Origin of the sequence: Thauera butanivorans NBRC 103042, from assembly GCF_001591165.1 — a bacterium.
GTDB classification, from domain to species: Bacteria; Pseudomonadota; Gammaproteobacteria; order Burkholderiales; family Rhodocyclaceae; genus Thauera; species Thauera butanivorans.
In genome coordinates this window covers 1-24,508 of sequence record NZ_BCUG01000061.1, presented here as the reverse complement: position 1 = coordinate 24,508, position 24,508 = coordinate 1, and the positions used below count along the sequence as shown (strand labels likewise).

24 protein-coding genes, 1 tRNA gene and 2 pseudogenes are annotated in these 24,508 nt (G+C 66.4%); 16 read left to right on the top strand and 11 right to left on the bottom strand.

Annotated elements, in window-relative coordinates:
• Positions 1 to 30: 30 nt before the first annotated feature.
• Positions 31 to 546, top strand: a complete 516-nt coding sequence (locus tag TBU01S_RS19515) for a sigma-70 family RNA polymerase sigma factor (RefSeq protein ID WP_068639168.1) — start codon at positions 31 to 33, stop codon at positions 544 to 546.
• Positions 543 to 1,187: pseudogene (locus TBU01S_RS24890) on the top strand (FecR domain-containing protein); the annotation flags it as partial. The gene TBU01S_RS19515 and the pseudogene TBU01S_RS24890, both read left to right, overlap by 4 nt.
• Positions 1,188 to 1,390: 203 nt before the next feature.
• Here TBU01S_RS24890 and TBU01S_RS23295 read toward each other — a convergent pair.
• Both TBU01S_RS23295 and TBU01S_RS19505 read right to left on the bottom strand, forming a co-directional pair.
• Complete coding sequence (locus tag TBU01S_RS23295) at positions 1,391 to 2,494, bottom strand: arginase family protein (RefSeq protein WP_083953737.1); 1,104 nt, start codon at positions 2,492 to 2,494, stop codon at positions 1,391 to 1,393.
• Between the two features lie 57 nt (positions 2,495 to 2,551).
• Positions 2,552 to 3,106, bottom strand: a complete 555-nt coding sequence (locus TBU01S_RS19505) for a class I SAM-dependent methyltransferase (RefSeq protein WP_068639166.1) — start codon at positions 3,104 to 3,106, stop codon at positions 2,552 to 2,554.
• 493 nt (positions 3,107 to 3,599) lie between these two features.
• Here TBU01S_RS19505 and TBU01S_RS19500 point away from each other — a divergent pair, with 493 nt between their 5' ends.
• The 12 genes from TBU01S_RS19500 to TBU01S_RS19445 all read left to right on the top strand — a co-directional run bounded on the left by TBU01S_RS19500 (position 3,600) and on the right by TBU01S_RS19445 (position 16,141).
• A complete protein-coding gene (locus TBU01S_RS19500; RefSeq protein ID WP_245650990.1) occupies positions 3,600 to 4,724 on the top strand; it encodes a sensor histidine kinase in 1,125 nt (374 codons plus the stop codon).
• Between the two features lie 173 nt (positions 4,725 to 4,897).
• Positions 4,898 to 7,585, top strand: a complete 2,688-nt coding sequence (locus tag TBU01S_RS19495) for a bifunctional acetate--CoA ligase family protein/GNAT family N-acetyltransferase (RefSeq protein ID WP_068639165.1) — start codon at positions 4,898 to 4,900, stop codon at positions 7,583 to 7,585.
• Between the two features lie 5 nt (positions 7,586 to 7,590).
• Complete coding sequence (locus TBU01S_RS19490) at positions 7,591 to 8,442, top strand: D-hexose-6-phosphate mutarotase (protein ID WP_068639178.1); 852 nt, start codon at positions 7,591 to 7,593, stop codon at positions 8,440 to 8,442.
• 74 nt (positions 8,443 to 8,516) lie between these two features.
• Positions 8,517 to 9,746, top strand: a complete 1,230-nt coding sequence (locus tag TBU01S_RS19485) for a TonB-dependent siderophore receptor (protein WP_068639164.1) — start codon at positions 8,517 to 8,519, stop codon at positions 9,744 to 9,746.
• A 168-nt stretch (positions 9,747 to 9,914) separates the two neighbouring features.
• Positions 9,915 to 12,251 (top strand): Tex family protein, encoded by a 2,337-nt coding sequence (locus TBU01S_RS19480; RefSeq protein WP_068639163.1) that lies wholly within the window; start codon positions 9,915 to 9,917, stop codon positions 12,249 to 12,251.
• A gap of 15 nt (positions 12,252 to 12,266) precedes the next feature.
• A complete protein-coding gene (locus tag TBU01S_RS19475) occupies positions 12,267 to 12,629 on the top strand; it encodes an ArsC family reductase (RefSeq protein WP_068639162.1) in 363 nt (120 codons plus the stop codon).
• Positions 12,626 to 13,489, top strand: a complete 864-nt coding sequence (hslO, locus tag TBU01S_RS19470; protein WP_068639161.1) for an Hsp33 family molecular chaperone HslO — start codon at positions 12,626 to 12,628, stop codon at positions 13,487 to 13,489. Before TBU01S_RS19475 ends, hslO begins: the two co-directional genes overlap by 4 nt.
• Positions 13,490 to 13,626: 137 nt before the next feature.
• Positions 13,627 to 14,388 (top strand): septum site-determining protein MinC, encoded by a 762-nt coding sequence (gene minC / locus TBU01S_RS19465; RefSeq protein ID WP_068639160.1) that lies wholly within the window; start codon positions 13,627 to 13,629, stop codon positions 14,386 to 14,388.
• A 31-nt stretch (positions 14,389 to 14,419) separates the two neighbouring features.
• Positions 14,420 to 15,232 carry a septum site-determining protein MinD gene (gene minD / locus TBU01S_RS19460; protein WP_083953735.1) on the top strand — a complete coding sequence of 271 codons (813 nt, stop codon included), beginning with the start codon at positions 14,420 to 14,422 and terminating at the stop codon, positions 15,230 to 15,232.
• A 1-nt stretch (position 15,233) separates the two neighbouring features.
• Entirely contained in the window at positions 15,234 to 15,494 is a 261-nt protein-coding gene (minE, locus tag TBU01S_RS19455) for a cell division topological specificity factor MinE (RefSeq protein ID WP_068639159.1), read from the top strand.
• 27 nt (positions 15,495 to 15,521) lie between these two features.
• Positions 15,522 to 15,606, top strand: a tRNA-Leu gene (locus TBU01S_RS19450).
• Positions 15,607 to 15,676: 70 nt separating this feature from the next.
• The gene (locus TBU01S_RS19445) at positions 15,677 to 16,141 is read left to right on the top strand and encodes a DUF1178 family protein (RefSeq protein ID WP_068639158.1); all 465 of its coding nucleotides are present in this window, start codon (positions 15,677 to 15,679) and stop codon (positions 16,139 to 16,141) included.
• 16 nt (positions 16,142 to 16,157) lie between these two features.
• On the opposite strand, the gene TBU01S_RS19440 is transcribed toward TBU01S_RS19445, so the two are convergent.
• The 3 genes from TBU01S_RS19440 to TBU01S_RS19430 form a co-directional block, all read right to left on the bottom strand.
• Positions 16,158 to 17,348: an alkaline phosphatase family protein gene (locus TBU01S_RS19440; protein WP_068639176.1), complete on the bottom strand. Its 1,191-nt coding sequence runs from the start codon at positions 17,346 to 17,348 to the stop codon at positions 16,158 to 16,160.
• Between the two features lie 16 nt (positions 17,349 to 17,364).
• Positions 17,365 to 17,922 carry a c-type cytochrome gene (locus TBU01S_RS19435; RefSeq protein WP_245650989.1) on the bottom strand — a complete coding sequence of 186 codons (558 nt, stop codon included), beginning with the start codon at positions 17,920 to 17,922 and terminating at the stop codon, positions 17,365 to 17,367.
• A gap of 184 nt (positions 17,923 to 18,106) precedes the next feature.
• The gene (locus TBU01S_RS19430) at positions 18,107 to 18,535 is read right to left on the bottom strand and encodes a LysR substrate-binding domain-containing protein (RefSeq protein WP_083953734.1); all 429 of its coding nucleotides are present in this window, start codon (positions 18,533 to 18,535) and stop codon (positions 18,107 to 18,109) included.
• Positions 18,536 to 18,757: 222 nt separating this feature from the next.
• On the opposite strand from TBU01S_RS19430, the gene TBU01S_RS19425 reads away from it, so the two are divergent.
• A complete protein-coding gene (locus tag TBU01S_RS19425) occupies positions 18,758 to 19,522 on the top strand; it encodes an SDR family NAD(P)-dependent oxidoreductase (RefSeq protein WP_068639156.1) in 765 nt (254 codons plus the stop codon).
• A 2-nt stretch (positions 19,523 to 19,524) separates the two neighbouring features.
• Here the strand turns inward: TBU01S_RS19425 and TBU01S_RS19420 are convergent, their stop codons facing one another.
• From TBU01S_RS19420 to TBU01S_RS24595, 6 genes are all read right to left on the bottom strand, one after another.
• Positions 19,525 to 20,313 (bottom strand): XdhC family protein, encoded by a 789-nt coding sequence (locus tag TBU01S_RS19420; RefSeq protein ID WP_245650988.1) that lies wholly within the window; start codon positions 20,311 to 20,313, stop codon positions 19,525 to 19,527.
• Positions 20,274 to 20,537 (bottom strand): XdhC family protein, encoded by a 264-nt coding sequence (locus tag TBU01S_RS24885; protein WP_245650987.1) that lies wholly within the window; start codon positions 20,535 to 20,537, stop codon positions 20,274 to 20,276. The genes TBU01S_RS19420 and TBU01S_RS24885 overlap by 40 nt, the downstream gene beginning before the upstream one ends.
• Positions 20,537 to 21,106, bottom strand: a complete 570-nt coding sequence (locus tag TBU01S_RS19415; RefSeq protein WP_068639155.1) for a nucleotidyltransferase family protein — start codon at positions 21,104 to 21,106, stop codon at positions 20,537 to 20,539. The genes TBU01S_RS24885 and TBU01S_RS19415 overlap by 1 nt, the downstream gene beginning before the upstream one ends.
• The gene (locus tag TBU01S_RS19410) at positions 21,103 to 23,157 is read right to left on the bottom strand and encodes a xanthine dehydrogenase family protein molybdopterin-binding subunit (protein WP_068639154.1); all 2,055 of its coding nucleotides are present in this window, start codon (positions 23,155 to 23,157) and stop codon (positions 21,103 to 21,105) included. Before TBU01S_RS19410 ends, TBU01S_RS19415 begins: the two co-directional genes overlap by 4 nt.
• Positions 23,154 to 23,627, bottom strand: coding sequence for a (2Fe-2S)-binding protein (locus tag TBU01S_RS19405; RefSeq protein ID WP_068639153.1), 474 nt, complete (start codon positions 23,625 to 23,627; stop codon positions 23,154 to 23,156). The genes TBU01S_RS19410 and TBU01S_RS19405 overlap by 4 nt, the downstream gene beginning before the upstream one ends.
• Positions 23,628 to 23,770: 143 nt before the next feature.
• Positions 23,771 to 24,163, bottom strand: a complete 393-nt coding sequence (locus TBU01S_RS24595; protein ID WP_068639152.1) for a LysR substrate-binding domain-containing protein — start codon at positions 24,161 to 24,163, stop codon at positions 23,771 to 23,773.
• A 74-nt stretch (positions 24,164 to 24,237) separates the two neighbouring features.
• On the opposite strand from TBU01S_RS24595, the pseudogene TBU01S_RS19395 reads away from it, so the two are divergent.
• Positions 24,238 to 24,508 (top strand): annotated as a pseudogene (locus TBU01S_RS19395) (hypothetical protein); the annotation flags it as partial.

Sequence of the window (24,508 nt, the reverse complement as noted above, 5' to 3'; positions counted from 1 at the left end):
AGCAAGGGTTCCCGACTTCCGGAGCACGCCGTGCCTGTCGCCCCAGCCCACCCCATTGCCGATCTCTATGCCGAGCATCACGGCTGGCTTCACGCCTGGCTGCGCAAGAAACTCGGCTGCTCGAACCATGCCGCGGATCTGGCCCAGGACACCTTCCTGCGGCTGCTCACCCAGGAACAGCGCGGCACGCCGCTCGAGCCCCTGCGCCAACCGCGCGCCTATCTGGCCACGGTTGCCCACGGGCTGGTGGTCAACCACTGGCGGCACCTGGAAATCGAGCGCGCCTGGCTGGAAACCCTGGCCAGCCGGCCCGAGTCCCTTGCCCTCTCGCCGGAAGAACGCAGCCTGCTGCTGGAAGCACTATGCGAACTCGACGCGCTGCTCGACCGCCTCAACCCGAAGGCCCGCAGCGCTTTCCTGATGGCACAGCTGGACGGCCTGAGCCACATCGAGATCGCCGGGCATCTGGGGGTTTCCGAGCGCATGGTCAAGAAGTACATGGCCCAGGCCATGCTCCACTGCCTGCAATCGGGACTGGCGCCGTGAGCCCCGCAAGCGGCCATGGCGGCAACACGCCGGAAACGCCCGATTTCCAGGTACTGCAACAGGCCGACGAATGGTTCGCGATCCTCAGGGCCGCCTCCGTCGACCCGGCCCAGCGACAGGCATGGCAAGCGTGGTGCGATGCCGATGTCCGGCACCGCGCCGCATGGCAGCAGGTCGAGCGCATCTGCGGCGCCTTCAGCCATCTCCCCACGCCCGACAGGGCCGGTGCCCGCCGCACGCTCGACGCTGCGTCGGAACGGCAACTCACGCGCCGACGTGCCGCCAAGATGCTGCTTCTGCTCTGCGGCACCGGCACGCTGGGCTGGACGCTCGCCCGCCAGGCGCCCTGGGCCGAATGGAACGCCAGCCACAGGACCGCTACCGGCGAACGGCGCACCATCGCACTTGCCGACGGCGGCAGCATCTGGCTCAACACCGCCAGCGCCGTGGATGTCGATTACGACGCGCAGCAGCGCCGCATCCGCCTGCATCGCGGCGAGATACTGATTCAGACCGCACACGACACCCATCGGCCGCCCCGCCCCCTCGTCGTCGACACCGTTCATGGCCGCATGCACGCCCTTGGTACCCGTTTCAGCGTCCTGCGGCAGGAAGCCGGCACGCAGGTCGCCGTATTCGAAGGCGCGGTCGAACTGCAGCCTCAGGCAGCCGGTACCCCTGCACTCATCCTGCAAGCCGGAGAACAAAGCCTGCGGAGCAGCCATGGCGCCAGCGCCCCTTCACCCGCCGACAGCACCCGCCAGGCCTGGAGCCAGGGCCTGCTGCTGGCGGAAAACACACGCCTGGGAGACTTCATCGCCGAACTCGCCCGCCACCGCCCCGGCTACCTCGGCTGCGCCCCCGATGCCGCTGAGCTGATCAGTGGCAGTTTCGCAAGCATGTCCTGGAGGGCCAGCGCATCCCAGGGAAGATGCTCGGCAACGGACATTCCGACCGCTGGCTTTTGTGAGGTGACTTGTCCGATAAGCTTCACAACGTCGGGAATATTGAGCTTTCCTTCGGCCACATCGCCGAAGTCATGCTCGCCCCGCCCAGGCCGAGCAAACAGCACCGAGCGGAAATTTTGGGGATCGAGCACGTCCAGATCGAGGTGAATGGCCAAAACCTCGATGCCACTGTCACTTATCCACTGGATCACAGACTCCGCGCCAGCGCGCACTTCTTCAGGTGAGCAAGTGCGAATGCCGTGATCGGCAATGAACTTCGCTTCATACGGCAGAGGATCATGGATGCCCGCGATCATGATGTTTTTGGCGAGAATCGGATGTTTGACGGCACTGGTCAAATCGGGGTCGCCATTACCCATGAGCGCGCCAAGCACATGGGCATGGGCGTTCTTGTACTGTGCCGGAGTTTGTACGTCGGGATGTGAGTCAATCCAGAGGACGCCTAGCTTGTCACCGTAGCGTTCGCTCAACCAGGCAAAAGGTACGAGAGAGACTAAACAGTCTCCGCCCAGCACCGCAATGGCGTCCGGTTGATGGCGCTTGACGATTTCCTTAGCCGACTGGATGTACTTTTTCAGCGAGGCTCGCCCTGTCATGTCGTTTTCCGGTGTCAAGGGAGTATCCGTAGGAATATCTACCGGCACTTCCTCAACTGGGCCAGTTGCCTCGGGCGCAAGCCAAGTCAGCATCTTCGATCCGAGAAAATATGGCGGATTATCTCCACCTTCCCATTGCGGAAATATCAGGCGTAGGGTTTTTCCGTTGTTTGTAGTCACAACGGCCTTGTCGCTGGAAACACGCCGAATGCCAAGCTTACCCAACGTCTTGATGATCGTCTGCTCATGTACGTCGATGCCGGTGCGCCGCCTGAACTCCTGACGAATCTCATCCAGCGTGGCCGTCCGATCCGATTGCACGATGGCGACCAGATGCTCCGCGTCATCGGCCTGGATCTTCGGGGGACGTCCTGTTCTGGCCATGGGACTGGCTCCTTCGATCAGTGAAGGGGGGAGTTTACTTTATTTTGTAAACACCCTCTAAGGCAGCACCAAGGTCGCAGCATGCCCGCGCACCGCGCATATCCGCTGCACCGCGGCCGGGCGCGGCGACTGCACTTCGCCCTGCTCGAAGGCGACGACGGTCCAGTCGCCCCGCAGCCGTTCGAGCAGTTCGTTCGGCCGCAGCAGGAATTCGGGATTGCTCGGCTTGCCGAAACGCTCGTTGCCGAGCATGAAGGTCTCGTAGATCAGCACCCCGCCCGGCCGCAGCACCGTGAGCAAGTGCCCGAAATACGGGCGGCAAAGGTAATTGGTGACGACGACGGCATCGAACTGGCGTCCGGCATACGGCCATGCCTCGCCTTCGAGATCGGCCTCGCGGGTGGTGACCTTGGGCAAGCCCTGCAGAAGCTGCAGCGCGATGCCGTCGCGGTCGACCGCTTCGACGCGGAAGCCGCGCTGCGCCAGCCAGCGTGCATGGCGGCCGCTGCCGCAGGCGTAATCCAGGATTGCGCCGCCCGAGGCGATCAAGGGCGCGAATCGCGTCACCCAGCTGGAAGGCGTGCTCGCGGCGGTGTGCAGGAGATCGTGCATGGACTGTTCCCGTTGTCGTGAGTCGTGCGGGGTCGTGGGCTGAACATTCTAACCAGCCAGCCGCCGAATGCACCGGCGTCGCTTGCGGCAGCAACGATGATCGCCATGACCGTCGGGTCGGACCGGCATGCCGCCGCATTGGGCAACGAATCTGTGCTATAGATTCAGGCCATCGCCAGCATGCCCGCCTGGCCCATCGGTGGTTTCCGACAAGGCAATGGATCGCGTTCCGGACGAGGATAGCTCAGCGGCAATCAGGACACCGGCCCGTATCGCAACGGGTCTCGCGCCATTGCTTGCCGTCCCGGCGTCGCTCGCGTCCGACAGCTTGCTCGGGCCTGCCGGTGGGCAGGACTGGCTCTGGCCCGTGCTGTACCTGCTGGCCGGCCTGGTGCCGGGATACGTTCTCGGCCGTCGCCAGCGCGCGCGTGCCCGTCCCGCCGCGTCGGCTGCGGCGGCATCGACGAGCTCTGGCGCCCGGCGGGAACGGACAATGCCCGCTCCTTCCGCGAAGGAATCCCTCTACCTCGACATGCTCGAATCGGTCAGCGAAGTCATCTTCCGCACCGATGGCACGGGCAAGCTCATCTACCTGAACAAGGTGTGGTGCGAACTGAGCGGCCACGACGTCGAGACCAGCCTGGGCAAGCCGCTGCACGAATTCCTTCATCCGGACGATCGCGAGACGGCCGCACAGCTGTTCCGTGACCTGATCGTCGGCGCAGGCGCCGACTGTGAGCGCGAATTCCGGCTTCGGACCCGCAGCGGAGAAATCCGCTGGATCGAAGTCACCGCACATCGGGCGCCGGACACCAAGCCGGGAGAAGGCGGCCTGACCGGCACGGTGGACGACATCTCCTCGCGCAAGGTGGCCGAACTGAGCCTGCGCAACCTCAACCAGGATCTGGAGGCGCGCGTGCGGCTGCGGACCGCCGAGCTCGAAGCTTCGAACCGGGAACTCGAAGCCTTCTCGTATTCGGTTTCACACGATCTGCGGGCGCCGCTGCGCGCCATCGACGGTTTCGCCCGCATCATCGAAGACGAGCTCGACGGCAAGGCCGAAGCGCATACCTTCGCGCATCTTTCGCGCATTCGCAAAGCGACCGAACGCATGGCGAACCTGATCGACGCGCTGATCAATCTCGCCCTGCTGGCGCGGCAGCCGCTGCGGAAGGAAAGCTTCAGCCTGTCGGAACTCGCCCACCAGATCGTCGAGGAGCTGCAGGCCGAAGAGCCCGGGCGCGAAGTCGAGATCGAGATCACCGAAGGACTCGATGTCATCGCCGATCGCGCCCTGAGCTTCTCGCTGCTCGACAACCTGCTGCGAAATGCCTGGAAGTTCACCGCGCATTGCACCCCGGCCCGAATTGCCCTGAGCGCCGAGCGCATCAATGGTCGCCGCGTGTTCTGCGTCTCCGACAATGGTGTCGGCTTCGACATGAGCCACGCCGGCAACCTGTTCCGCCCCTTCTACCGCATGCATGGTGACGAGGCTTTTCCGGGTACGGGGATCGGTCTGGCGACGGTGCAGCGCATCGTGCAGCGCCACGACGGTTCGATCCGGGCCGAGTCCAGGCCGGGCGAAGGCAGCCGTTTCCTGTTCACGCTCGGACGATGAGGTGCAAGCGTGACGATGTGCCCGCCCTTTCGCGAGGTTTTAAGCTTTAATCGTCGGCAGCGATACGGATTTTGTGCACTGCAGTATAATTCTGCGATCAATACACTTGATTCAGCAAACGCCCGAAACGACAGGCGGATGCACCGGCAATTTCACCCAGACAGGTTGCAGCCATGAAAGAAACGCACTACCTCACTCCGCTTCTCGAACCGCGCTCGGTGGGGATCATCGGTGCCAGCGAACGCGAGGGTTCGCTGGGCGACGTGCTGGTCCGCAACATGCTCGACGCGGGCTACAAGGGCAAGCTGTTCGCCATCAACCCCAAGCACGAATCGGTGCGCGGCATCGCCTGCTACAAGTCGGTGGAGGACGTCCCCCAGCGCCTGGATCTGGTGGTGATCGCGGTGCGCGCGGAAAAAGTGCTGGCCATCCTCGACGCCTGCGGGCGTGCCGGCGTCAAGGCTGCGATCCTGCTGTCTGCCGGCTTTTCCGAAGCGGGTCCGCGCGGCGCACTGCTCGAACGCCAGGCCGTCGACGCTGCGCAACGCCACCGCATCCGCCTGCTCGGCCCCAACTGCCTGGGCATCATCCGCCCGCAACTCGGCCTCAATGCCACTTTCGCCCACACCTGCGCGCAAAAGGGCAGCATCGGCCTGATCTCCCAGTCCGGCGCGCTCTGTGCCGCGATCCTCGACTGGGCCAAGCCCAACAACGTCGGTTTCTCGGCCGTCGTGTCGCTGGGCACCTCGTCCGACATCGACTTCGGCGACGTGCTGGAATACATGATTTCCGACCCGCGCACCGAGAGCATCTTCCTGTACGTCGAAGGCATCCGTGACGCGCGCCGCTTCATGAGCGCTCTGCGCGGCGCGGCGCGGGTCAAGCCGGTGCTGCTGATCAAGGCCGGCCGCCACCCCGAAGCCTCGCGCGCCATCCTGTCGCATTCGGCGGCGCCGATCGGCGACGACGCGGTGTTCGACGCCGCGCTGCGCCGCGCCGGCGTGATCCGCCTGTACAACCTCGGCCAGCTCTTCGCCGCGGCCAATGCGCTGTTCTCGCACTTCCGACCGCGCGGCAACCGCCTGGCGGTGATCACCAACGGCGGCGGACCGGGCATCATGGCTGCCGACCGCGCGGCCGACATCGGCATTCCGCTGTCGGAGTTCACCGAAGGCACGATGGAGAAGCTCAACGCGGTGCTGCCGGCCAACTGGTCGCGCGGCAACCCGGTCGACATCCTGGGCGACGCCGACGCCGAACGCTATGGCAAGGCGGTGAAGGCCACGCTGGAAGGCCCCAACGTCGATGGCGTGCTGGTGATGCTGACGCCGCAGGGCATGACCAACCCGAGCGCCGTCGCCGACGCGTTGATCGAGATCGAAAAGACCGCCGACAAACCGGTGGTCGCCTGCTGGATGGGCGAAGAGCTGGTCACCGAATCGCGCCAGAAGTTCAGCGCCGCGGGCATCCCGCATTTCCGCACGCCGGAACCGGCGGTCGAACTGTTCAGCCACATCTCGGCCTACTACCGCAACCAGAAGCTGCTGATGCAGACGCCGTCCTCGCTGTCGCACCTGAGCCCGCCCTCGATCGAGAGCGCCCGGCTGGTGATCGAGATGGCCTTGTCCGAGCGCCGCAAGAAGCTCAACGAGATGGAGTCGAAGGCGCTGCTGGCCGCCTTCCGCATCCCGATCGCACAGACCGTGGTGGCGCGCTCGGCGGCAGAGGCAATGGTGCTCGCAGCCGAGATCGGCCTGCCGGTGGTGATGAAGATCGACTCGCCGAGCATCGTGCACAAATCCGACGTCGGCGGCGTGCGCCTGAACATCCGCAGCCTGGTGGCGGTGCGCTCGACCTATCAGGAGATCCTCGACGAAGTGAAGCGCGTGCAGCCGGACGCGGTCATCAACGGCATCGCCATCGAGCCGATGATCCAGAAGCGCAACGGCCGCGAGCTGGTCGTCGGCGTCAGGCGCGACCCGGTGTTCGGCCCGGTGATCACTTTCGGCGAAGGCGGCAACCTGGTCGAGGCCAACCGCGACGTCGCCGTCGCCCTGCCGCCGCTCAACAACTACCTGGTCAAGGACATGATCCGCTCGACGCGGATCTACCACCGCCTGGGCGAGTTCCGCCATCTGCCGTCGATCGACATGACGGCGCTGGAACTGGTGCTGCTGCGGGTGTCGGAGATGGTCTGCGAGCTGCCGTGGATCAACGAAATGGAAATCAACCCGCTGATCGTCGACGAGAACGGCGCAGTCGCGGTCGACGCCAGCATCATCGTGGACAACGTCTCGCCGACGGCGGACCGCTACGATCACATGGCGATCCACCCCTACCCCTCGCACCTGACCCAGACCTGGATCGTGCCCGACGGCACCACCGTGACGATCCGTCCGATCAAGCCCGAGGACGCCGACCTCGAAGTCGAATTCGTGCGCAACCTGTCGTCCGAGACCAAGTACTACCGCTTCATGAACACCATGCGCGAACTGCCGCCGGCGATGGTCGCACGCCTGACGCAGATCGACTACGACCGCGAAATGGCCTTCGTCGCCACGCTCGAAGTCGATGGCGCGGAGAAGGAAATCGGCGTCTGCCGCTACGCGGTCAACCCGGACGGCGAGTCCTGCGAGTTCGCCGTCGTGGTCGCCGACGACTGGCAGCACCGCGGCCTGGCGCGCAAGCTGATGGGCGTGCTGATCGAGACCGCGCGCAGCCGCGGCATCGCCTACATGAACGGCGTGTTCCTGTCGAACAACGAGCGCATGCTCAAGTTCGTGCAGAAGCTCGGCTTCGTGCTCAGCAACGACCCCGAGGACAACACCGTCAAGCTCGGCGTGCTGTCGCTGCAGGACTGATGGCGATGGCAGCAGGCATCGAACGCATCGACTTCAAGGGCCTGCCGGCGCTGCGACTGGGCGCCGGCAACGGCGCCAGCGCGGTGGTGAGCCTGTTCGGCGGCCAGGTGCTGTCCTGGACTCCGCCCAGCGGGCAGGAACGCCTGTACCTGAGTCCCGCCGCACGCTTCGACGGCAGCACGCCGATCCGCGGCGGCATCCCGGTCTGCTTTCCGCAGTTCGCCGACCTCGGCCCGCTGCCGCAGCACGGCTTCGCCCGCACGGCGAACTGGTCGGTGCTGAACGAACGCAGCGGCGAGGGCTATGCGCTCGCCACTCTCGGGCTGCGCGACGACGACGCGACCCGCGCCCTGTGGCCCCATGCTTTCACGGCCGAACTGAGCGTCCTGGTGGAAGACGCCCGGCTCGACCTCGAATTCGAAGTCACCAATACCGGCGGCGAGGGCTTCGACTTCACCGCCGCGCTGCACACCTATCTGGCGGTACGCGAAGTCGAGGAAGCCCGCGTCGAAGGCCTGCACGGATACAGCTACCGCGACAAGGCGGACGCCAACCGCATCGGGCGCGACAGCGGCGACGTGCTGCTGATCGAGGCCGAGACCGACCGCGTCTACCACGGCGTCGAGCGCCCCCTGCTGCTGCGCGAATACGATCGCAGCCTGGGCATCAACAACGCCGACGGCTTCGTCGACGTCGCCGTGTGGAACCCCTGGGTCGAGCGCAGCGCCGCTATCGCCGACCTGCCCGACGACGCCTTCCGCCGCATGCTCTGCATCGAAGCCGCGGCCGCACGGCAGCCGGTGCAGCTCGCCGCAGGCAAAAGCTGGTGGGGCAGGCAGACGCTGGTAGCGCTGTAGCACCAGTGCCAATCGCATCCCCTTGCTTGGCCGAGCAGCATCGGACTGCTCGAGTTCGTCCAGGTCTGCAAGGGGTGCCCGGCGATTCCGCGCAGGCCGCCGACCTGGCGCAGGACACCCTGCTCACCGTGGGCGCCGACTATCAGAACAACGATCCCAAGGGCAGTACCTGGGGCGGAATTCCGGTCTACGACAGCAACGGCGATTTCAACAAGACATCGCGCTCCTTCAACCTTGCGGCCCGCTGGAGCAGTTGGGAGCAATACACCCGCACGGCCTTCGCGACACTGGAGCATTATTTCGACAACGATTGGGTCGCCAAGCTGAAACTGAACCACCAGATCAACGGCTACGACAACCGGATGGGCTCGATCGGCAGCGGCTTCCCCGATCCGGCCACCGGTGCCGATACCAGCCTGTGGCTGGGCAGCTACGCCGGCAAGACCGTCAGCAACGCCGCCGATCTTTACACCAGCGGGCCGTTCAGCCTGTTCGGGCGCAAGCATGAACTGGTGGTCGGCGGCAGTACGTCCAGGCGCAAATGGACCAATGAAGGGCAATGGGCCGGCGCCACCGCCATCGCGGATTTCTACGAGTGGAACGGCAGTCATCCGGAACCGAACTGGTCACGCACCAAAGGCAAGGACGAAACCACGCGGGAACAGGGCTTCTACCTTGCCACCCGCCTCAATCTGCGCGACGACCTCAAGCTGCTGGTCGGCAGCCGCGTCGCCGATTACGAGAAGGAAGACCTGAAGAAATCCGAGGTCGTCGTCCCCTACCTGGGTGTGGTCTATGACCTGAACAGGCAACTCTCGCTGTATGGCAGCCACACCAGCATCTTCAAGCCTCAATCCGCGCAGAACGAGCAGGGCCGCACGCTCGATCCGCTGGAGGGCAACAACACCGAGATCGGTTTGAAAGGTGCCTTCTTCGGTGGGCGCCAGCAGAAACCGCGCCTCAACGGAGAACGCGTCTCCACCCTGGCCCCCGAGAAACAATTCAGCCTGTACACCAGTTACAAGCTGAGCGGCAAACTCAGGGGCCTGACGCTGGGTGGCGGTGCACGCTGGCAGGATGACACCTGGAGCAGGGTCAACCACCCCGCGCTGGGCAAGGCCAAACACATTGTCGAAGGGTACTGGCTGGTCGACGCGACAGCCCACTACCAGATCAATCGGCACATGTCGGCCATGCTTGCCATCAACAATCTGCTGGACGAGAAGTACTACACCATCTTCGACAGCAACTACAGCTGGGGCGAACCGCGCAGTACGAGTATCAGCCTGAAATACACATTCTGATCCCGATGCACTGGAAACGGGGCTGGCCAATGCTTTGCGCACCGCCACCTATCTGAAGCAGCCCTCCTCCGGCCCGCACTGCAGCAGCAAGCCTTGCCTCCACGGCGCAATCTATAGCACCATCGCCGCCCCGTTTCCGTTTCTTCCCCGCCCGCCGGGGCGTATGCCATGCTGCCACCCATCGAACACCGCATTGCCGACGAAATCGGCGTCTCCCCGCGCCAGGTCATTGCCGCGGTCCAGTTGCTCGACGACGGCGCCACCGTGCCCTTCGTCGCCCGCTACCGCAAGGAAGCCACCGGCGGGCTGGACGACACCCAGTTGCGCACGCTGGAAGAACGCCTCGGCTACCTGCGCGAACTCGAAGACCGCCGCGCCACGGTGCTGGCCTCGATCGAGGAGCAGGGCAAGCTGACGGCCGAACTGCGCGCCGAAGTCGAACATGCCGACACCAAGCAGCGCCTCGAAGACCTCTACCTGCCCTACAAGCCCAAGCGCCGCACCAAGGCCCAGATCGCCCGCGAAGCCGGCATCGGGCCGCTGGCCGAAGCCCTGCTCGCCGATCCGGCGCTGACGCCCGAGGATGAAGCCGCCAAGTACATCAATGCCGACGCCGGCTTCGCCGACGCCAAGGCGGTGCTCGACGGCGCGCGCCAGATCCTGATGGAAACCTTCGCCGAAGACGCCGCGCTGCTGGGCGAACTGCGCGGCTATCTGCACGAGCACGGCCAGGTGCGTTCGTCGGTGATCGAAGGCAAGGAGAACGACGGCGCCAAGTTCCGCGACTGGTTCGACTTCCAGGAAGCCATCGCCACGATGCCTTCGCACCGCGCGCTGGCCCTGCTGCGCGGCCGCAACGAAGGCGTGCTGCGCCTGGCGCTGGACGTGGAGCGCGCCGACGCCGATGCGCCCCACCCCTGCGAAGGCCGCATCGCCGCCCGCTTCGGCATCCGCAACCAGGGCCGCCCGGCCGACCGCTGGCTGGCCGACACCGTGCGCTGGGCGTGGAGCGTGAAAATCTCCATCCACCTCGAACTGGAACTGATGGGCGAGTTGCGCGACCGCGCCGAGGAAGAGGCGATCCGCGTCTTCGCCCGCAACCTGAAGGACCTGCTGCTCGCCGCGCCGGCCGGCACGCGCGCCACCATCGGGCTCGATCCCGGCATCCGCACCGGCGTCAAGGTCGCGGTGGTCGATGCCACCGGCAAGCTGGTGGATACCGCCACGGTCTATCCCTTCGAGCCGCGCCGCGACCGCGAATCCGCCATCGCCACGATCGCCGCGCTGGCGAAGAAGCATGCGGTAGAACTGATCGCCATCGGCAACGGCACCGCCTCGCGCGAAACCGATGCGCTGGTCGCCGAGTTGATGAAGCGGCACGCCGGGCTGCCACTGACCAAGATCGTGGTGTCGGAAGCCGGTGCCTCGGTGTATTCGGCCTCGGAGCTGGCGGCACGCGAGTTTCCCGATCTGGACGTCAGCCTGCGCGGCGCGGTGTCCATCGCCCGCCGCCTGCAGGATCCGCTGGCCGAACTGGTCAAGATCGATCCCAAGTCGATCGGCGTCGGCCAGTACCAGCACGACGTCAACCAGGGCCGCCTGGCGAAGAGCCTGGACGCGGTGGTCGAGGACTGCGTGAACGCGGTCGGCGTGGATGTGAACACCGCCTCGGCGCCGCTGCTCGCCCGCATCTCCGGGCTGAACGCCACGCTCGCCGGCAACATCGTCGAATACCGCAACGCCAAGGGCCCGTTCCGCAGCCGCGCCGCGCTGAAGGACGTGCCCCGCCTCGGCCCCAAGACTTTCGAGCAGGCCGCCGGCTTCCTGCGCATCCCCAGCGGCGACGATCCGCTCGACGCCTCGTCGGTACACCCGGAAGCCTACCCGGTGGTCGAACGCATCCTCGCCAGGGTGCAGAAGAGCGTGCGCGAGCTGATGGGCAACGGCAGCATCCTCAAGAGCTTGAAAGCAGCGGAATTCACCGACGAGCGCTTCGGCCTGCCGACGGTGCAGGACATCCTCGGCGAACTGGAGAAACCCGGCCGCGACCCGCGCCCCGAATTCCGCACAGCCAGCTTCCGCGAAGGCGTGGAGACGCTCAAGGATCTGCAGCCCGGCATGCTGCTCGAAGGCGTGGTCACCAACGTCACCAACTTCGGCGCCTTCGTCGACATCGGCGTGCATCAGGATGGGCTGGTGCATATCTCCGCGCTGTCGAACACTTTCGTCAAGGACCCGCACAGCGTGGTCAAGGCCGGACAGGTGGTGAAGGTCAAGGTGCTGGAAGTGGACATTCCCCGCCACCGCATCGCGCTGACGATGCGGCTGGGCGACGAAGCTGTGCCCAGGCGCAATGACGGCGCCGGCCGCGGAGAGCGCCGCGGTGACGACCGCCGCAGCGGCGGCAATGCGCGCACCTCGTCCACAGCGCGCCACGGCCAGGACAAGCCCGCCGCAGGCAACGCGCTGGCCGAAGCCTTTGCCCGCGCGCGTGGCAACAAGTAACAGGAGCACGTCCGCATGAAGCCCGCGATCTACGGCATCAAGAACTGCGACACGATGAAAAAGGCCTTCGCCTGGCTCGACGCCGCGGCCATCGCCTGCGACTTCCACGACTACAAGAAGGCGGGCATCGATACCACCACGCTGACGCGCTGGTGCGACAAACTCGGCTGGGAGGCCCTGGTCAACAAGCGCGGCACCACTTGGCGCAAGCTGTCGCCCGAACAGCAGGCCATTGCCTCGACCGAAGACGCCATCGCACTGATGCAGGCGAACACCAGCCTGATTCGCCGCCCGGTGATCGAAACCGCCAGCGGCGAACTGCTCGTCGGCTTCGACCCGGAACACTACGCCACCGCTTTCACCGGAGCCGCCCGATGAGCACCTCCCTCCCCTCCAGCTACGTCCAGCGCTTTCTGCTGGAAGAGCTCGACATCCGCGGCGCCGTCGTGCGCCTGACCGACGTCTGGCAGGCGATGCAGGCCGAACGCGGCTATCCGGCGGCCGTCGCCCGCCTGCTCGGCGAAATGGCCGCGGTCTCGGTGGTGATCACCGGTAACCTCAAGCAACCCGGCCGGCTCACCTTCCAGGTCAGCGGCCACGGCCCGGTCAGCCTGCTGGTGGTCGACTGCGCAGAGACGCTGAACCTGCGCGGCTACGCCAAATCCGAAGGCGCGCCGGCCGATGGCAGCCTCGCCGAACTGGTCGGCGACGGCCGCCTGCAGTTGTCGCTCGACATCCCCGGCCTGGACCAGCCCTACCAGAGCCTGGTGCCGCTCGAAGGCGACAGTATCGCCGAAGTCTTCGAGCACTACCTTGCCCAGTCCGAGCAGCAGCCCGCGGGGCTGTGGCTGGCCTGCGGCGCGGATGCCGCCACCGCGCTGTTCGTGCAGAAGCTGCCGGGCGCGGATCTGAAGGACCTCGACGGCTGGTCGCGGGTGCAGCAGCTTGCCGCCACCGTGCGCGGCGACGAACTGCTCGGCCTCGACGCCGCCGACATCCTGCGCCGCCTGTTCGCCGAAGAGAACGTGCGCCTGTTCGAGGCCCGCGCCGTCACGCACGACTGGCCAGCCGACCCGGACAAGGTCGCCACCATGCTGCTGAGCCTGGGCGAGGAAGAAGTGCGCAGCCTGCTGGCCGAACATGGCGAGATCGTCGTACACGACGATCTGTCGAATCACACCTACCGCTTCGGCGCAGCCGAAGTGGACGCCTTGTTCCAGGCACGCACGCTGCACTGAGGCGCTCCCCCGCGCCGATCCAGGCTCGGCGCGGGCTGCGGGCGCATGCGCGCTTTCATTTCTGGCCCCCCTGCTTCGGCCTTGCCCGATCGCACGTCGATCAGTACACTTCCTTGATTTTGAAGAAGCTTCCATCCATGTCCGCCTCCGCGCCTGTCCAGTTCCGCAACACCACGCTCGGCGCGACCGTCGCCGTGCTGCAGGCCACCGAACCGCCCGCCTTGGCGGACGCCCTGCACAAGATGTTCGGCGGCATGCCTGATTTCTTCAATGGCGAAGCGGTGATCCTCGACTTTGCCGCACTGGCCGAAGTGCCGTCGTCGATCGACTGGGCGGGCTTGAATTCATTGATGCGCCGCTACCGCCTGCAACCGATCGGCGTCTTCAACCTGCCGCCGGAACATGGGGAAGGCGCCCGCCGCGCAGGTCTGGCTCAACTCGATGAAGCGGTCACCGGCAACCCGCGGCAGATCGAAACGCCTGCACCGGCGCGCGCACCCGAACCGCCTGCGGCAGCGCCCCAGGCACCAGCCCCTTCGCCGCAGCCGGCAACGGCGTCGACCATGTTCATCGACCGCCCCCTGCGCTCCGGCCAGCAGATCTATGCACGCGGCGCCGACCTGGTGCTGGTGGGCGGCGTCAGCCCCGGCGCCGAAGTCATCGCCGATGGCAGCATCCATTGTTACGGCCCGTTGCGCGGACGAGCCATCGCCGGCGCCCAGGGCGACGACCGGGCCCGTATCATCACCAGCAATTTCGGCCCGGAACTGGTTTCCATCGCCGGCGTGTTCCGCACCTTCGAGCGCGGCATTCCCGAGACCATCGCCGGCCGTGCGGCCCAGGTGCGCCTGAGCGGCACCGAGAACACTCTCAACATCGAAGCGCTGCAGCCCATCTGAACGCAGCCACACAGCAGAACAAGGGGAAACCGTGAAAGTCATCGTGATAACGTCGGGCAAAGGCGGCGTGGGCAAGACCACCACCAGTGCGGCATTCGCTTCCGGCCTCGCCCTGCGCGGCTACAAGACCGCGGTGATCGACTTCGACGTCGGCCTGCGCAACCTCGACCTCATCATGGGCTGCGAACGCCGCGTGGTGTATGACCTGGTCAACGTCGTCAACGGCGAAGCGCGCCTGAACCAGGCGCTGATCAAGGACAAGCATTGCGAGAACCTGTTCATCCTGCCGGCGTCGCAGACCCGCGACAAGGACGCGCTGACCGAGGAAGGCGTCGAGAAGGTGCTGGAAGAACTGCAGCACATGGGCTTCGACTACGTCGTCTGCGACTCCCCCGCCGGCATCGAGCGCGGCGCGGTGATGGCGCTGACCTTCGCCGACGAGGCGGTCGTCACGAGCAACCCCGAAGTCTCCTCGGTGCGCGACTCCGACCGCATCCTCGGCATCCTGCAGAGCAAGTCCAAGCGTGCGCGCGACGGTGGCGAGCCGGTCAAGGAACACCTGCTCATCACCCGCTACTCGCCCAAGCGCGTCGACGAAGGCGAAATGCTGTCGTACAAGGACGTGCAGGAACTGCTGCGCGTGCCGCTGATCGGCGTCATTCCCGAATCGGAATCGGTGCTGCACGCTTCCAACCAGGGCACGCCGGCAATCCACCTCAAGGGCACCGACGTCGCCGAAGCCTATGCCGACGTCGTCGCCCGCTTCCTCGGCGAAGAACGTCCGCTGCGCTTCGTCAACTACGAAAAGCCCGGCTTGATCAAGCGCCTGTTCGGAGGCAAGTGACATGTCCTTCCTTTCCCGCCTTTTCGGCGAAAAGAAAAAGACTGCGGAAATCGCCAAGAACCGCCTGTCGCTGCTGATCGCTCACGAACGTGCAGGCAACTCCCCGGCCGCCGACTTTCTGCCCGCGCTGCAGCGCGAGCTGATCGAGGTAATCTCGAAATACGTCGCGGTGAACCCCGACGACATCAAGGTCCAGCTCGACAAGCAGGACAACATGGACGTACTCGAGGTCAACATCGTCCTGCCGGAGCAGCCGCGCTGAGCTGATCACGCCCGCCGGCGTGGCCCTGCCCGGGTGATGAAATCGGTAACCATAGCGGACTTAAAATCCGCCGGCGCAAGCCTTACGGGTTCGAGTCCCGTCCCGGGCACCATTCCATATCCAGTTGGTCCGAAAGGTTCGCAGGCGCTATCGGAGCGCCTCCCAACCCGCATGCGCTTATCGTGATCGTCCTAGACCTCTGCTGTAGCCAGGAGCATCGCTTCGAAGGCTGGTTCGCTTCGGCGGAAGCCTTCGAGGAACAGTGTGCCCGCCAACTCGTGAGCTGTCCCGTGTGCGGCAGCACGGCGGTGCGTCGCCTGCCGAGCGCGCCGTACGTGCAGACGCGCCACTCGTCGTCTGCCGGCAATGCCGTCGAGCAAGTGCAGGCAGCGCCAGTCCCCGTTTCTGCCGAGCCCGATCAGCCGCCGCATGCGATCGCAGAGAACATGCTGCAGATGCTGCGGCACATGTCCCGCAGCGCCGAGAACGTCGGCGACCGCCTGCCGGAAGAGGCACGCCGGATCCATTACGGCGAAGCCGAGGTGCGCAACATCCGCGGCCAGGCCTCGCCGGAGGACGTCGAGGAACTGATCGATGAAGGCATCCTTGTCGTGCCCCTGCCGCCCGGCGAGGACGAAGTCCACTAGAGCCGCACGGTAGCGATCACGGCCGCGCGACGATCAGCGGCACCCGCATTTCATCGGCCGTCATGCCGCCATGCACGCCGATCAACTCGTGGGGCTTTTCGCCCTCGACCTCATCGACGATGGTCCAGCCAGGCTCCATCAGCAGCACGTGGCTGCCGACCCGCTCCGCCAGCCGGGGATGAGGCTGCCCGGGGCCGAGCAGTCCGGCAGCGATGCAGTCGGCGCCGGACATCGGCACGGCACGCCCCCGCAGCGTTTCCTCCGCCCAGCGCTCGAACTCCCGTTCGGCCCCCTGCCTGACCGCGCAGAACGCCAGCCGGCGCTCGCCGAACAGCGGTGCGGCAAGCATCGCGGACACCTCGCCGTCCGGCGCCAGCTGCAGCGTGCGTTCCGGCGAGCTGTCGATGAAGCCGTGGTCGGCAGTGACCAGGATGCGCGTGCCGCTCCCTGCCAGCCGTTCGCAGAGGCGGGCGAACATTCCATCGATCTTGCCGAAGCAGCCCAGCGCCTGGGGCGAACGGCAGCCGTAGGCATGGCACAGCGCATCAAAACTCGGGTAGTAGGCATGGATGAAACCGCCTTCGCGGCCGAATTCACCGATGGTCTCCAGCAACACTTCTTCCAGCATCGCCAAGCCGTCGTATGGGCGGATGCGCGCCCCGCGCGTATGGTGCTGCGAATAGGGAGAAAAGGCGATCTGGCTGGGCGAAAGCATCACCGTGGGCCGCTGCGCGGCGCGGAACATCGACGCCTGCCGGAACAGGCGGGTCGCGGCGTCGGGCGTCAGTGCGCCGCCGCCCCGCAGCTCGAGCGGCAAAGGCGAGATCACGCCGCCGAAGCGAGGGTCGTGAATGAACCAGCCGTTCAGGCCGTGCTCGGCCGGCGAGGCTCCGGTCATCAGCGTGGTGATGGCACTGGCTGTGGTGCTGGGGAAAACCGAAGTCAGCGTGCGCCGATAGTGGGCAGCGAGCGCCGAGCCTGCGCCGGCATCCGAGAGGAAATTCGCGCCGAGGCCATCGATCACCAGCAGCACGACGCAGGCCGCTTCGCCTGCCTCGACTTCCGCAGCTTCGAGCCCGGCCCGGGGCACATGCAGCCAGGTCCGCAGATCGCGCGCCAGGCCGTAGATCCCGCCCTGCTCGTAATCGGGCAGGACATGGTCGCAAGGCCAGCGCGGCGCAAGGGAGTGGGTGTGCTTCGATTCCATGCCGATCGGCGGGCCGTCAGCGCCCGTTCGCGGCCGCACTGCCGCCGCTCGGTGCCGCATGCGCACCGGCCAGGTAGTTCACCATCGCATTGATGTTCTTTTCTCCCAACTGGGTCACCGCGGCCGTCATCGGCGCGGAAAAGCGCTCGCCGGATTGGGTCAGGTATCGCCGCAGGCTGATGCGCAGGTATTCGGCCTGCTGGCCGGCAAGGCGCGGGAAAGTCTCGGCGCCGCCCGCATCGGGCTGGTGGCAGAGCGCACAGTGCTTTTCGTAGAGCCCGGCGCCGGCACCGGCATCCGCCTTCATCTGCGGTGGCGGGGATGAGGCGTAATACAGCGCGATGGAAAGCTTGTCGCGCTCGCTCAGCACTTTCATCAGCCCCTGCATGAAGTCGTCCCTGCGCGTGCCGGTGAGGAAGGCCTCGATCTGGGAAAGGATGTAGGCAGGATTCTGGCCTGCCAGATTGGGGACTTCGCCATAGCGGCTGACGCCTTGCTCGCCATGGCAGTTCGCACAGAAGAACGCAGCCTTGCGCCCCTCCTCTGCCAGCACCGCACGTTGTGCGTCATCCATCTGCTGAAGCGCCTGGCTGGCGGATTCGGCGCCTGCAGGTGCCGCCAGGACCACAGTCGACACCGCCAACGAAAGAACTGCAACGGGAAGCCACTTCAGATGCATATTTGTCCGACCCCTGCTCCGGATGGTCAAGATTACACCATTGCCGCGCGCCGATGGACGGGGGCCTACCGATGTTTCGTCATGGGTGTGACTTTGGTCCGCTATGGCGCAACGCATCGACGACCAGCGAGAAAGCCGGCGATGGCTGACGGCGGCTGGGGTAATGCAGGAAGAACCCCGGGAACGGTTCACACCAGTCTTCCAATACACGCACCAGCCGGCCTTCGTCGATGTGCGGCACGAACTCATCCTCGAGCAGACTCGCGATGCCGAGTCCGCCGAGCGCGGCGTCCACAATGCTGGATGAAGCATTGAAGATGAGTTGCCCATCCACGCGCACGTTCAGCTGTTTTCCACGCCGCCGGAAATCCCATAAGAAAATCCCGCCGCTGCCCTGCATCCGCATATTGATGCAGTAGTGGTTCAGCAGATCGTGAGGGCCGACAACTCGACCAAGGTCTTCTCCCCGCTCATCGCCGCCATCGCGTCCGAACGCAACGACCTCCATGTTGTCTCCAATGACGTTGACGGTGTCCAGCAGAGGGTTGCCTCCTGCTTCAGCCCGTCAAGCTGTTGCCTCCCGGCAGCATGATCGGAGGATACGTCGATGGATCGAAGAAAGTTTCTCGCCGCAGGTGCCGGGCTGGGTTCAGCGCTGACTGCCGGATCGCTGCTGTCCGCCATGCCTGTGCAAGCCCGGACGCCAGCGGCCGCCGGCAAGGAGGCCCCCATGTCCAACGCGCAAGGTGCCACGGCTCGCAAGCGCCGCGTCTTCATCACCGGTTCGGCCGACGGCCTGGGCCACGCCGCAGCCAGGACGCTGCTCGGCGAAGGCCACGACGTCGTCGTGCATGTCCGCTCCCGAGCCAGGCTGACGGCCGTGCAGGAGCTCGTGGATCAGGGTGCTGTCGCCACGATCGGCGACCTGTCGGATATCGCGCAGATCCGCGACCTCGCCGGGCAGGTCAATGCCATCGGCCGGATGGATGCCGTGATCCACAACGCCGGTGTCATTTCCGGCGCGCATCTGATGGTGGTCAATGTCGTCGCCCCCTATCTGCTCACCGCCCTGATCCAGCGCCCTCAGCGTCTGATCTACCTCAGCAGCGCGATGCACAAGGGCGGACGTGCCAGTCTGGACGGCATCGACTGGTCCGGCCAAGCCACCACCGGCAGCTATTCGGACAGCAAGCTCTTCATCACCACGCTGACCGCGGCCGTCGCACGGCTGTGGCCCGATGTGTACAGCAACGCGGTCAATCCCGGCTGGGTGCCGACCAGGATGGGCGGCCCCAGTGCGCCGGACGACCTGCGGCTGGGGCACCTGACCCAGGAATGGCTCGCCACCAGCGACGATCCCGAAGCGCTGACCAGCGGCGGATACTGGCACCATCAGCGCCGCGAGGAACCGCATCCAGCAGTCGAGGACGTCCAGTTCCAGGACCGGCTGCTGGCCGAACTCGCGCGCGCCACCGGTACGACGCTGGTGCGATGACATCAATCATGATGGGCGGCGCTGGGCGAGCGAAATTCGGCGCGCAGCCGGCGTGCCGGCACTGCCCCGTTCTTTACCGCAATGATTTCAGCCATCACACTCACCGCGATCTCGGCGGGCGTCTTGCTGCCGATGTAGAGCCCGACCGGCGAATGCAGGCGCTGCACGGACGCCTCCGTCTCGTCGAAGTGTTCGATGAAGCGCTGCGTGCGGCTGTTCGCGTTGCGCCGTGAGCCGATGGCGCCGACATAGAACGCCGGGCTGTGCAGTGCTTCCAGCAGGGCCAGGTCATCGAGCTTGGGATCGTGGCTCAGGGCGACGATGCAGCTGCGGGCGTCGGGGGCAAAAATGCGCACGGCGTCGTCGGGCATTTCGATGGTGATGTGCACGCCGGCCACGGCCCAGGTGTCCCGGTGTTCGGCACGCGGATCGCACAGCGTCACGGCGAAGTCGTTGAACAGCGCCATCGTCGCCACGTATTCGGCCAATGCGCCTGCACCGATCAGCAGCATCCGGTACTGCGGCCCGAAAGTGCTGGACAGCGTGGTGCCGTCGAAATGCAGCGGCCCGGGCGCGCTGGCCGCTTTCAGGCTCGCTGCGCCGGAGCGGCAATCCACCGTGCGGCGGACGAGTTGCCTCGCTTCCAGGCGCTGCACCAGCTCGGCGAGCGCGGCAGGATCCGGTTCGAACTCCAGCAGCAGCTCCAGCATACCGCCGCACGGCAGGCCGAAGCGGCGCGCTCCGCCGGTGGTCACGCCATAGCGCACCAGCCTGGGTGCCGAGCGCGGCATGCCCGGGCCGCCATGGACCGTAGTGTAGCCAGGATCAGATCGTCCTCGATGCAGCCGCCCGAAACCGAGCCGATGCAGCGGCCGTCCTCGCGCAGCGCCATCATCGAGCCGGGCGGCCGCGGCGACGAACCCCAGGTCTTGACCACCGTCGCCAGCATCAGCCGGTGTCCGGCGGCATGCCAGTCCCGCGCGGCGCGCAGCACCCGCACATCGACGCTTTCCATCAGGCTGCTCCCCGGGTTTCGAGCAGGGCCTCGGCCCGTGCCAGATCGTCCGGCGTGTCGATGTCCAGGACGATGCCCTCATCGTCCAGCTCCATGTCCAGCACCCTCCCCGCCTGCCGCTGCGCCCGCACGACGGCAGCCGCACCCGCATCACCACCCAGTGCCATCAGCGCCGCGCGGCATTCGCGGCCGAAGCCGACCGGGTGGCCCTGCCGTGCATTCCAGAACGGCACGACCACCGGCTGTGAAGCCAGGCCCTCCGCCACCCGCAGCAGGCTGCGGGCGTCGACCAGCGGCAGATCGCCCGGCAGGATCAGCCAGCCGGCGGCGTCGGTCGTGGCAGCGACGCCGCGGGCAATGGAGTCGCCCATGCCATCCGTGCCGTTTGCCGGCCGCACGACATGGCAAGCCAGGCCCGATGCGGCGACGCTGCGCAGCACATGCTCGAGCACCGGCACGCCGGCCAGCAGTGCATCGAGCTTGTGCGTGCCGCCGCCGGAGCGGGCGAAGCGCTCGCCCCGCCCGGCGGCCAGCACGATCACGGTGGGCGCTTGCAACACGTCGGTCATGCCACCGTGCGCACCGGCAGGCTGCGCACGCGCTTGCCGGTGGCGGCGAAGATTGCATTGCACAGCGCCGGCGCTACCGGCGGCACCGGCGGTTCGCCGACGCCGCCGGGCGGCAGGTCGTGGTCGTCGTTGACCAGGTGGGTGCGGATCACACGCGGCGAGGCCTGGTGGCGCAGCACTTCGTAGTCGTGGAAATTGCTCTGCCTGACCCTGCCCTTCTCGAAGCTGATCTCGCTGGCAAGCGCCAGGCTCAGGCCCATGATCGCACCGCCTTCCATCTGCGCGCGGATGCGCTCGGGCGACTCGGTGTAGTTCCAGGTGTCGGCCATCATGCCGGGGTCGATCCTGCGCGCCGGGCCGATCAGGTCGAGCGCGAACTGGCGGTGATCCTTGCCGGCACGATGCGCCAGTTCGGCGATGAAGCACTGGGCCGCAAAGGCGTGCGGGATGTTCGCCACCGAGCGGAACCAGCCGATGCGCGCATGCGCCGCCACTTCGGCGGTTTCCACCCGCACGTTCGGGATCACGTACGGCATGTTGATCGCCGACATCGCCGATTCGGTGATCTGCTGTCCCTTGGCGCCTTCGACGAACAGTGAAGCAATCGTCGGCGAGGCGCTGCGGTGCAGCCAGGACTGCACCTGGCCGCTGCCGTCGATGACGGCTTCCAGGCGTTCGACCGAGACAGTGTGCAGGTAGTCGTGCTGGATGTCGTCCTCGCGCGTCCACACCAGCTTGACCGGCGTGCCTTCGGGCATGGCCTGGGCGACGATGGCCGCTTCATCGACGAAATCCGGCTTGGATTTGCGGCCGAAACCGCCGCCCAGCAGCAGCACCTTGACCTTGACCTTCCCCGGCTCGAATTTCAGCCGCTGGGCCACGGCGGCCTGCGCCGCGGCGGGGTTCTGCACCGAGGTCCAGACTTCGGCACGGCCGTCCTCGATCCGCACGGTGGCGACCGGCGGCTCCATCGACGCATGGGCCAGATGCGGAATGTAGTATTCGGCAGCCAGGCGCTCGGCTTCCGGCGCCTCCGCCCAGGCCTCCGCAACATTGCCCTGGTCGCGCATCAGCTTGCCGGGCGCGCGTGCCGCGGCTTCCAGTTCCTCGCGGTAGGCAACGGAGTCGTAGCTGCCGTTGGGGCCGTCGTCCCATTCGATATCCAGCGCGTCACGGCCCTGGATGGCGGCCCAGGTATTGCGCGCGACCACGGCGATGCCGCCCAGCGGCTGGAAGGCGGGTGCGCCCTGGAAAGCGGGAATCTCCACCAATTTCAGCACACCGGGTATCGTCAGCGCCTTGCTGCCATCGAAGCGGCGCAGCTTGCCGCCGACCACCGGCGGGCGTGCCACCACGGCATGGACCATGCCGGGCAGGCGCATGTCCATGCCATAGACGGCCTCGCCCTTGCCGATCGCTTCCAGATCGACAAGCCTCACCTTGTCGTTGCCGATGTAGCGGAAATCCTCCCGCGCCTTGAGCTTCAGGGCATCGGCCGCAGGCACCGGCTGCCGTGCCGCATCGGCCGCCAGTTCGCCAAAGCCCAGGCGCCGGCCACCAGGCTCGTGCAGCACCTCGTGCTGCACCGCCCTGACTTCGGACACCGGTACCGACCAGCGCGCCGCCGCGGCCGCTTCGAGCATCTGTCGTGCCGCCGCCCCCACCCGCCGCATCGGCATCAGGAAGTGGCGAACGCTGCGCGAGCCATCGACGTTCTGATTGCCGTAGCGCCCCTCGTCCGCCTCGGCCTGGACCACCTCGACGCGCTCCCAGAGTGCCTCCATCTCGTCGGCCACCACCATCGGCAGGCTGGTGCGCACGCCGGTGCCCATCTCGGCGCGGTGAGCGACGATGGCCACGGTGCCGTCTTCGGCGATCGAGACGAAGACCAGCGGATCGTCCACCGTGCCGCCGGGCATGGAATCGGCGCCATATTTCGGCACGTCGGCATCGGCGGCCCTGACCAGCCCACTGGAGGTGACGGCCAGGGTCAGCACTCCGAGGCTGCCCTGCAAGAAAGCGCGCCGGGAAAGTCGCACGGTCGCAGTCATGATTGGCCTCCCGCCCCCAGGCGGCCCGCTGCCTGCTTGATGGCGGCACGGATGCGCGGGTAGGTGCCGCAACGACAGATGTTGCCGCTCATGGCATCGTCGATCTGCTGCTCGGTGGGCGCCGGGGTGGTCTTCAGCAAACTCACCGCAGCCATGATCTGGCCGGCCTGGCAGTAGCCGCACTGGGCGACGTTGTTCTCCACCCAGGCCTGCTGCACCGCCTGGCCAATGCGGTCGGTTTCCATGCCTTCGATGGTCGAAATCTCGCGTCCGGCCGCAGCCGAGACCGGCGTGACACAGGCGCGCACGGGTTCGCCATCGATGTGGACCATACAGGCGCCGCATACCGAGATGCCACAGCCGAACTTGGTGCCGGTCATGCCGAGTTCGTCGCGCAGGGCCCACAGCAAGGGCATGTCGTCCGGCACGTCGGCCTTCCTGGTCTGGCCGTTGACTTGGAGATGTGTCATTGGCGAACTCCTCTGGGGGTAAGCGCGCAGGGCGCAGATTATGCGAGCCTGTGCCTTGAAGCGGCTCTTGTTCGAGTCCGAGGATTTTCCCCGAAAACCCCTGCTTTGATAAATTAGCGAGGCTAATAACTACTGTACGCTCGTCAGGCGCTCGCAGGGCCTGCCCCCCGAAGCCGCTTCCCGCAACAGCCAGCCCGGAATGCCTGCAGCTTCGGCATACCGGCGCTTTCCGATCGATACACGACGTAGTAGGCCAGCTCGGAAGCGAAGCGGACCCCGGGGAACAGCCGCAGCACCCGGCCGGATGCCAGATCGTCATGGGCCGTCACGCTGCGGGCGAGCGCCACGCCCCGGCCCTCGACCGCAGCCTGCAGGACTGCCGCGGAGTTGTTGATCCTCAGACCGCGTGAAGCCGCCAAGCCGGCGACTCCCATCTTCCGCAACCACGTCTCCCAGCTCGGAAAGCCCGCATGGCCACGCAAGGCCGTGTCGGTGGCAACGAGCCTGGCGCGGCCGCTGTTGCTGCGGATGAACACCCCATCGGCCGTGCCGGCACGCCGCAGGACTCGCCGGAGCCATCGTCTTCCTGCGCTCGGACAAGGCGGGCTGGGTGACGGGCGCAGTCTGGGATGTCGGCGGCGGCGTCGCCACCTTCAATGCACTGAAGAAATGCGGCGCGCAGGCCGGCGACACGGTCGCGGTGCTGGGCATCGGCGGCCTCGGCCACATGGCGCTGCAGTATGCGCGGCGGATGGGCTTCAGGGTCGTGGAGATCGGCCGCGGCGGCATCGCCGCGGATGCGCTGGCGCTGGGTGCGCATGTCTTATATCGACAACCGCCGGGAAGATGCCGCCGCCAGGCTCTGGGCCATGGGCGGAGCC

Bases quoted from the DNA above. Each gene is read 5' to 3' on its own strand.
- TBU01S_RS23295 (WP_083953737.1), bottom strand. From the start codon at position 2,494: ATGGCCAGAACAGGACGTCCCCCGAAGATCCAGGCCGATGACGCGGAG.
- TBU01S_RS19505 (WP_068639166.1), bottom strand. From the start codon at position 3,106: ATGCACGATCTCCTGCACACCGCCGCGAGCACGCCTTCCAGCTGGGTG.
- TBU01S_RS19500 (WP_245650990.1), top strand. From the start codon at position 3,600: ATGCCCGCTCCTTCCGCGAAGGAATCCCTCTACCTCGACATGCTCGAA.
- TBU01S_RS19495 (WP_068639165.1), top strand. From the start codon at position 4,898: ATGAAAGAAACGCACTACCTCACTCCGCTTCTCGAACCGCGCTCGGTG.
- TBU01S_RS19490 (WP_068639178.1), top strand. From the start codon at position 7,591: ATGGCAGCAGGCATCGAACGCATCGACTTCAAGGGCCTGCCGGCGCTG.
- TBU01S_RS19480 (WP_068639163.1), top strand. From the start codon at position 9,915: ATGCTGCCACCCATCGAACACCGCATTGCCGACGAAATCGGCGTCTCC.
- TBU01S_RS19475 (WP_068639162.1), top strand. From the start codon at position 12,267: ATGAAGCCCGCGATCTACGGCATCAAGAACTGCGACACGATGAAAAAG.
- hslO (WP_068639161.1), top strand. From the start codon at position 12,626: ATGAGCACCTCCCTCCCCTCCAGCTACGTCCAGCGCTTTCTGCTGGAA.
- minC (WP_068639160.1), top strand. From the start codon at position 13,627: ATGTCCGCCTCCGCGCCTGTCCAGTTCCGCAACACCACGCTCGGCGCG.
- minE (WP_068639159.1), top strand. From the start codon at position 15,234: ATGTCCTTCCTTTCCCGCCTTTTCGGCGAAAAGAAAAAGACTGCGGAA.
- TBU01S_RS19440 (WP_068639176.1), bottom strand. From the start codon at position 17,348: ATGGAATCGAAGCACACCCACTCCCTTGCGCCGCGCTGGCCTTGCGAC.
- TBU01S_RS19435 (WP_245650989.1), bottom strand. From the start codon at position 17,922: ATGGATGACGCACAACGTGCGGTGCTGGCAGAGGAGGGGCGCAAGGCT.
- TBU01S_RS19430 (WP_083953734.1), bottom strand. From the start codon at position 18,535: ATGGAGGTCGTTGCGTTCGGACGCGATGGCGGCGATGAGCGGGGAGAA.
- TBU01S_RS19425 (WP_068639156.1), top strand. From the start codon at position 18,758: ATGTCCAACGCGCAAGGTGCCACGGCTCGCAAGCGCCGCGTCTTCATC.
- TBU01S_RS19420 (WP_245650988.1), bottom strand. From the start codon at position 20,313: ATGCCGCGCTCGGCACCCAGGCTGGTGCGCTATGGCGTGACCACCGGC.
- TBU01S_RS24885 (WP_245650987.1), bottom strand. From the start codon at position 20,537: ATGGAAAGCGTCGATGTGCGGGTGCTGCGCGCCGCGCGGGACTGGCAT.
- TBU01S_RS19415 (WP_068639155.1), bottom strand. From the start codon at position 21,106: ATGACCGACGTGTTGCAAGCGCCCACCGTGATCGTGCTGGCCGCCGGG.
- TBU01S_RS19410 (WP_068639154.1), bottom strand. From the start codon at position 23,157: ATGACTGCGACCGTGCGACTTTCCCGGCGCGCTTTCTTGCAGGGCAGC.
- TBU01S_RS19405 (WP_068639153.1), bottom strand. From the start codon at position 23,627: ATGACACATCTCCAAGTCAACGGCCAGACCAGGAAGGCCGACGTGCCG.